Source organism: Candidatus Infernicultor aquiphilus, assembly GCF_002784285.1.
GTDB classification, from domain to species: domain Bacteria; phylum Atribacterota; class Phoenicimicrobiia; order Phoenicimicrobiales; family Phoenicimicrobiaceae; genus Infernicultor; species Infernicultor aquiphilus.
This window is the reverse complement of the sequence record NZ_PFKO01000237.1, coordinates 7,758-15,328: the sequence shown is the minus strand read 5'-3', so window position 1 is coordinate 15,328 and position 7,571 is coordinate 7,758. Positions and strand designations below refer to the sequence as shown.

Here is a 7,571-nt window from a genome sequence, read left to right as displayed (position 1 = left end):
AGAAACCAAATGTAGGGGTTTGATTTATCAAAATGTAGGGGTTTGATTTATCAAACCCGCCAGAAAAATTTTCAAAATACACGGGTCGAATAAATTCGACCCCCTACGCTAAGAATTATACACTAACATTCGCAATACGATATACGAATTACGAATCAAAAAGGAAGAAGATTATGAAAGAAAACAATAAATCTAAAAAAACATTTTATATAACTACACCTATCTATTATGTGAATGATGTACCGCATATTGGACATGCTTATACTACTATAGCTGCAGATGTTATAGCTCGATACAAAAGACTATCTGGCTACGAGGTTCTTTTTTCTACCGGAACAGACGAACATGGTCAAAAGATTGTTAGCTCAGCAGAAAAAGCAAATTTAACCCCTCTGGAACTAGTAGATAAAGTAGTATTAAAATTCAAAAATCTTTGGCCTTTATTAAATATTAAATATGATGAGTTTATACGCACCACTGAAGAGAGACATATTAAAGTAGTGCAGGAAATATTCAATAAATTATACCAAAAGGGTGATATTTATAAAGGTGAATATGAAGGTTGGTATTGTGTTCCTTGTGAAACATTTTGGACCGAAACACAGTTGACAGATAAAACTTGTCCTACTTGTGGAAGAAAAATTGAAAAAATAAAAGAAGAAAGTTATTTCTTTAAAATATCAAAATATCAGGATCAATTATTATCTTATATTGAAAAACACCCTCAATGTATTCAGCCAGAAGTAAGAAAAAACGAAACTATAAGTTTTATTAAAAGCGGTCTTAAGGACCAAAGCGTGACTAGAACAAAAAAGAGCTTGAAATGGGGTATCAATGTTCCTTTTGATGATAATCATGTGATCTATGTATGGTATGATGCTTTATTGAATTATATTACAGTAGCCGGATATAATACAGATAAAGAAAAATTTGAAAAATATTGGCCTTCAGCTATTCACCTGGTAGGGAAAGATATATTAAGATTTCACACTGTTATCTGGTTCACTATGTTAATGGCAGCAGGAATTGAGCCACCCCAAATGGTTTTTGCTCATGGTTGGTGGACTATAGAAGGGGAAAAGATGTCTAAATCCAAAGGTAATGTAGTTGATCCTTATGAGATGATAGAAGAATATGGTGCTGATGCATTCAGATATTTTTTAATGAGAGAGGTTTCTTTTGGACAGGACGGTAATTTTTCTAAGGATTTATTAATTAAAAGAGTAAATTATGACTTAGCCAATGATTTAGGAAATTTAGTAAGTAGAACTATAGCTATGATTAAACAATTTTTCAATAATAAAATCCCTGAGGCAGTAACTAAAAAAGAAGTATACGATATAGAATTAGAAGAGTTAGCTTTAAAAACTATAAAAGAATACAATACCCAAATGAATAATTTATCCATTAACCTGGCTTTAGAGACTATCTGGCAATTTATTAGAAGAACCAATAAATATATCGATCAAACAGCACCCTGGGTATTGGGGCGTGAAAATTCACCAAAAGGAAGATTATCTAATATTTTATACAATGTAGCAGAATCCATACGGCTAATCACCATATTAATTTATCCCTTTATGCCAGGAAAAGCAAAAGAAGTGTGGGAGCAATTAGGTATGGAAACAGATTTAGATAAATTAAGAATAGACCGAGATGCTCATTGGGGAAAATTAAAGCCAGGTATTTTAGTTAAACCTGGAGAAGTGATATTTCCTAGAATTGACCTTAAGGAGAAAGAAAAAGAAGAGGTAAAAGAAAATATAGTTAATCTTATATCTTATGATGAATTTAAAAAAATTGATTTGAGAGTAGGAAAGGTTGTTTCTGCTGAAGAAGTAAGCGGAACAGATAGATTACTTAAATTGAAAATAAATTTGGGCAAGGAGATAAGGACTATTGTTGCTGGAATAAGAAAATATTATTCCGTGGAGAAAATTTTAGGGAAAAAGATAATAATAGTGTGTAATTTACAACCTATAAAGCTTAAAGGAATAGAATCTCAAGGTATGCTTTTGGCTGCGGTTGATAATAATGGCTTAGCTTTATTAACCGTGGACAAAGAAATTGCTGAAGGTAGTAAAGTTCAATAAATAATGACTAAAAAGTGAGCTCTCTTAAAAATAAAATTACCAGGAGGTATAAATATGGCTAAGGTAAACCTCGAAGGAGAACAAATAAATAGGTCAAATTCATTTAGAGAAAAAATTAACAAAAATTTTGGGTTAATATTTATAATTTTTATGTGTGTCATAGTTAGCTTATTTGTTACCTTACAAATAAAAGTTGATAACTTAAATATACAAACAGAAAAAAATATTGAAAATATTAATCTAAGGAATGAGAAAATAATTGGCAAAATAGAAGATTTATCTAACGAAATAAATCGGTATAGTCAGGTAAAAATAGATAAAGAACAGTTTACTGAAATTTATATGCAATTACAAGAATTAACTGGAATGATTTCTAAGGAGGTTAAAAGAGAATTTTATATTACTAAAATAGTTAATAACATATCTTTGTATAACAATACATTAGATAGTAAATTTATATATGAGATTTCTAAAACTATTTATGAAGAATCTATAAAATACAATTTTAACCCTTTATTAATAACAGCTTTAATAAAAGTAGAAAGCAATTTCGAACCTAAAACTATTTCGGATTCTTATGCTTATGGATTGTGCCAAGTAAGAAGATTTATAGCTCCAGAATTAGCAGAAAATATTGGTATAAAATGGGATGGAGCAGAAAAAACATTATTTGATCCTATCAATAATATTAAAATTGGGGTATATTATTTATCTATTTTGAATAGGGATTTTAATGACCTTAAAACTGCTATTATAGCTTACAACCAGGGACCCTATAAAGTACAAGAACAATCAACTAATAATCAAGAGTTAAATCAGGAGTATATTAACAAAGTATTAGATTATTATGCCGAATTAAGAGGTTTTAGTTTTGAAGAAATACAAGATGAAATAATAAAAACTAATGTAAAGTAATTATTTTTGTTATTTTTTTAAAAATAATAAATAAAAAACTATAGTAATAATTAAATTATATTGGTATAATCAATTAAAATAGAATATTGAATATTTAACTTTTTCGGGGCAGGGTAAGGTTAGTTTAAAAATTGACCAATTCCCGATCGGTGGTAAATTCTTAAGAATAAGCCCACGAACCCGGCACTTACTAAGGTGATTGCCAGGTGGATCTGGTGAAAAGCCAGAGCCGACAGTAAAGTCTGGATAGAAGAAGAAGTAATTTATTAAAAAATAAATTATCCCTGAAGAATAAAATATTTTCGGGGATATTTTATTTCGGATGAATCCGACCCCTACATTAAAAGCAATACTTTATACGAAAAAAGTTTTGAGTTTTGAACTAACGATTAACGACTATTCACTATCGACTAATTTATAAACAAAATTAAAAAATTTAGATAGAAGGAGAATCTATATGAAAAGTAAGAAAATTACTAATATTTCTATGTTAATAGCTTTATCTATGATAGCGGGGTATTTTATTCATTTTCCTATTTTACCACAAGCTCCCTTTTTGTTATACGACCCAGGAAATGTATTCCTTTTAATTGGGTCTTTCAAGTTGGGTCCAAAAATTGGGGTATTAATGTGTTTTATAACCGCCCTACTTTTTGCTCTTATTACTGGACAAGGAGGTCCTTATGGTGCTTTGATGAATTTTTTAGCTACTGGAACTTTAATATTTGTATCAGCTCAAATCTATCTTTTAAATCATACTAAAAGAGGAGCAATTTTAGGGATGATCTTGGGTGCCTTAGCTATGACTTTAATAATGATTCCAGCTAATTTAATAATAACTCCTTTCTACTTAGGAGTAGAGAGAGAAATAGTAGTTAAAATGATAATTCCAGCCATTATTCCTTTCAATCTTTTAAAAGGAATAATTAGTGGTTTCTTAACCTTTATTTTGTATAAAAGATTATACCCTTTGATAATTAGCAAATAAATTATATTAATTATTTTTGATAAATTATAAAAATAAATATATAATTAAATCAAATTAAAAAATAAAAACGAAAAACTATAATTTAAAACTCAAAACTTTTTTACATAAGATATTTCTTTTAATGTAGGGGTCGAATTTATTCGACCCGAAACGGGCTCGATGCCTGCCTGTGCGTGTCCGCACGCAGACAGGAATCGAGCCCCTACATATTACACATTACTCATTACTGTGTCCTATACGCAATACGCAATACGATATAAAGAGGGGAAATTTCTATGGAAAATGTGGCAATTTTAATGGCAGGAGGTAGGGGTCAAAGATTTTGGCCTTATAGCCGATTTGATACCCCTAAACAGTTGTTATCTATTACTGGTGGAAATAGTATGATTAGAGAGACGGTTAATAGATTATTACCTCTAATTGATTTGTCTAATGTTTTTATTTCTACTACAGAAGACCTTTTTAATAGCATAAAAGATGCTCTTCCAGAAGTAGATTATTTAAATTATATTCTTGAACCAGTCGGTAGAGATACAGCTGCTTGTATTGGTTTAGCTGCGGTAATTATTGAACACCGCTACAAAGATTCTAATACTACTATGATTATACTTCCTATAGATCATATTATAAAAGAAAGAGAAAAATTTTTAAAAACTATAGAAGAAGGTTGTAAATTTGCCCGGGAGACAGGAAATTTGATTACTATAGGTATTAAACCATTAAGACCAGAAACGGGATATGGTTATATTTGCGTTGGCGAAGAAATTAAGAACCCTAATAACATTACTGCTTGGACAGTGAAAGAATTTACTGAAAAACCGAACCTTGAAACCGCGAAAAAATTCATAAGCGAGGGAAATTATCTTTGGAATAGTGGTATATTTATATGGACTTGCCAGGATATTTTGAAAGCTATTAAAAAAGAGATGCCTAAACTTTACAAAGGATTGATGAGGATAAAGAATAGTTTAGGAACACTAGATAAGAAAGAGGTAGTAAAAGAAGTATTTTATGAATTAGAGAAAATTTCTATAGATTATGCGATTATGGAAAAAGTTTCTAATAGATTAGTGGTAAAAGGAGATTTTAGGTGGGACGATATTGGCTCCTGGACCTCTATGGAGAGAATTTTTTCTCCGGACAAAGATGGCAATGTAATTCAAGGGGGTCATGAAGGAGTAGATACTAAAAGATGCATTGTTATAAATGATGAAGGATTAATAGTTACTATTGGCTTATCTGATTTGGTTATAATATCAAGTGGAGATATAAAAATAATTTATCCCAAAAAACGAGAAGGTGATTTAAAAAAAATTATTAAAAGCATAGCCAATAATGAAAAGTATAAAAAATATTTATAAATAAAAATAAATAAGGACACATTAATTTATTTTAAAATTTGACAATATGTCTTGACTATGGTATTTTAACGAAGAAAAAATAATAAAACCTTATCCAGAGTTGGCGGAGGGACGGACCCTGAGAAGCCCAGCAACCTATAATACCTTAACTGAAAATATTGCGTTATAGTATTATGTTGGTGCTAATTCCCGCGGAATTACAATTCCGAGAGATAAGATGTAAAAATTACCTCTTCGGTATTGAAGAGGTTTTTTAATTAATAATCAAAAAAGGAGATGTTAGATTTGAAGAATAAATACTTATTTACTTCCGAATCAGTTACCGAGGGACATCCAGATAAGATTGCCGATCAAATAGCTGATGCTATACTGGATTCCATTTATGAAAAAGATCCTTATGGAAGAGTGGCAGTAGAAACTTTAGTGGCAACTGGCTTAGTAATGGTTGCCGGGCAAATTACCACTTCTTGTTATGTTGATATTCCTAAAATAGTGCGTCAAACCCTCCGTGATATAGGCTACACCAGGGCTAAATATGGGTTTGATGGTGATACTTGTGCAGTATTAACTTCTATTGATGAACAATCTAGCGATATAGCCTTAGGAGTAAATAAATCTATAGAAGCAAAGGAAGAAGAAAATAAAAAAGTGGATAAAACGAAAAATGATATAGAAAATACTGGGGCGGGAGACCAGGGAATGATGTTTGGTTATGCTTGCAGAGAAACTCCTGAACTGATGCCACTTCCTATAATGTTAGCTCATAAAATAACTTATCGACTGGCAGAAGTAAGAAAAAAGAAGATAATTCCCTACCTCCGGCCTGATGGAAAATCGCAAGTTACCGTGGAGTATGAGAATGGAAATCCCAAAAGAGTTGAAGCGATAGTAGTTGCTGCTCAGCATCATCCGGACATTCCTTATGCTACTTTAAAAAAAGATATTATAGAAAAAGTAATTAATTATGTAATACCTGATAAATATCTGGATAAAAATACTAAATATTTTATTAATGCTACTGGAAGATTTGTTATAGGTGGGCCTCAAGCAGATACAGGAGTTACTGGTAGAAAAATAATTGTTGATACCTATGGAGGAGTAGGAAGTCATGGAGGTGGTAGTTTTTCTGGAAAAGATCCTACTAAGGTAGATAGATCAGGTAGTTATATGGCAAGATATATTGCTAAAAATATTGTAGCTGCTGGATTAGCTGATAAATGTGAATTACAAATTGCCTATGCTATAGGGGTAGCTCATCCGGTATCTATTATGTTAGATACCTTTGGAACAGAAAAAATTCCTCAATCAAAAATATTAGAATTAATTAAAAAGAATTTTGATTTACGTCCTGAAGCAATAATTAGGCATTTGAAACTTAGAAGGCCTATATTTAGAAAAACTGCGGTTTATGGTCATTTTGGAAGGGAAGATGAAGATTTTACCTGGGAAAAAATCGATAAAGCTGAGATATTAAAAAAGCAAGCCGGATTATAAAGGAGTATTTCATTTTGAAAGCAGATATAATTATTAAGGAAGAAATTAAAAAACAATTAAATAAAAGACCATTATTACTTGATGGAGCGATGGGAACTATGCTTCAAACTTATGGACTTAAACCAGGCGAGTGCCCTGAAGAATGGAATATTTCTCATCCCCAAGTAATTACAAAAATTCATCAAGAATATATAAATGCTGGAGCAGATATAATTTTAACTAATACTTTTGGCGCTAGTAAAATTAAATTGAGTAATTTTGGTTTGGTAAATGATATGGTAAAAATAAATGAATCAGCCGTAAAAATTGCTAAAGAAGCAATAAATAAAGAAAGAGGTTCAAAAAAAAGAATATTCATTGGTGGCTCGGTGGGACCAACCGGAAAGATTTTAGAACCCTATGGTGATTTAAAAGTAAGTGAGGTTTATAAAAACTACCAAGAGCAGGTGGTTATTTTGGAGAAAGTAGGTGTAGATTTAATAATTTTGGAAACATTTTATGATCTTGAGGAGATAAGAGCTGCTCTAAAGGCCACCAAAGAGAATACTAATTTAATGGTCATTGCTTCTCTGACTTTTGACCAAAATTTAAAAACTATTTATGGAGTTGGCCCTGAAAAGGCAGTAACAGTACTTGAAAGTGAAGGAACAGATGGAGTGGGGGCAAATTGTGGAACTGGTCCAGAAGTACTATATGAGGTATTAAAGATGATGAAAAAAG

The 7,571-nt window shown here is 31.1% G+C and carries 6 protein-coding genes and 2 riboswitches; all 6 genes read left to right on the top strand.

The annotated features are described in order from the left end of the window. Positions 1 to 173: 173 nt before the first annotated feature. Positions 174 to 2,093 carry a methionine--tRNA ligase gene (gene metG / locus COZ07_RS06430; protein WP_406607746.1) on the top strand — a complete coding sequence of 640 codons (1,920 nt, stop codon included), beginning with the start codon at positions 174 to 176 and terminating at the stop codon, positions 2,091 to 2,093. Positions 2,094 to 2,147: 54 nt separating this feature from the next. Further along, positions 2,148 to 3,008, top strand: a complete 861-nt coding sequence (locus tag COZ07_RS06425; protein ID WP_406607745.1) for a transglycosylase SLT domain-containing protein — start codon at positions 2,148 to 2,150, stop codon at positions 3,006 to 3,008. 95 nt (positions 3,009 to 3,103) lie between these two features. Beyond that, positions 3,104 to 3,270: riboswitch (FMN riboswitch) on the top strand. A 195-nt stretch (positions 3,271 to 3,465) separates the two neighbouring features. Continuing rightward, complete coding sequence (locus tag COZ07_RS06420; RefSeq protein WP_406607744.1) at positions 3,466 to 3,996, top strand: ECF transporter S component; 531 nt, start codon at positions 3,466 to 3,468, stop codon at positions 3,994 to 3,996. 275 nt (positions 3,997 to 4,271) lie between these two features. Next, the gene (locus COZ07_RS06415; RefSeq protein WP_406607743.1) at positions 4,272 to 5,357 is read left to right on the top strand and encodes a mannose-1-phosphate guanylyltransferase; all 1,086 of its coding nucleotides are present in this window, start codon (positions 4,272 to 4,274) and stop codon (positions 5,355 to 5,357) included. Positions 5,358 to 5,444: 87 nt separating this feature from the next. After that, positions 5,445 to 5,576, top strand: a riboswitch (SAM riboswitch). Between the two features lie 66 nt (positions 5,577 to 5,642). Beyond that, positions 5,643 to 6,851 carry a methionine adenosyltransferase gene (gene metK, locus COZ07_RS06410; RefSeq protein WP_406607742.1) on the top strand — a complete coding sequence of 403 codons (1,209 nt, stop codon included), beginning with the start codon at positions 5,643 to 5,645 and terminating at the stop codon, positions 6,849 to 6,851. A gap of 14 nt (positions 6,852 to 6,865) precedes the next feature. Then, the coding region (locus tag COZ07_RS06405; protein WP_406607741.1) for a homocysteine S-methyltransferase family protein at positions 6,866 to 7,571 on the top strand (706 nt) is incomplete at its 3' end.

Excerpts from the sequence above, each read along its gene's own strand:
- COZ07_RS06425 (WP_406607745.1), top strand. The coding sequence starts at position 2,148 with ATGGCTAAGGTAAACCTCGAAGGAGAACAAATAAATAGGTCAAATTCA.
- COZ07_RS06420 (WP_406607744.1), top strand. The coding sequence starts at position 3,466 with ATGAAAAGTAAGAAAATTACTAATATTTCTATGTTAATAGCTTTATCT.
- COZ07_RS06415 (WP_406607743.1), top strand. The coding sequence starts at position 4,272 with ATGGAAAATGTGGCAATTTTAATGGCAGGAGGTAGGGGTCAAAGATTT.
- metG (WP_406607746.1), top strand. The coding sequence starts at position 174 with ATGAAAGAAAACAATAAATCTAAAAAAACATTTTATATAACTACACCT.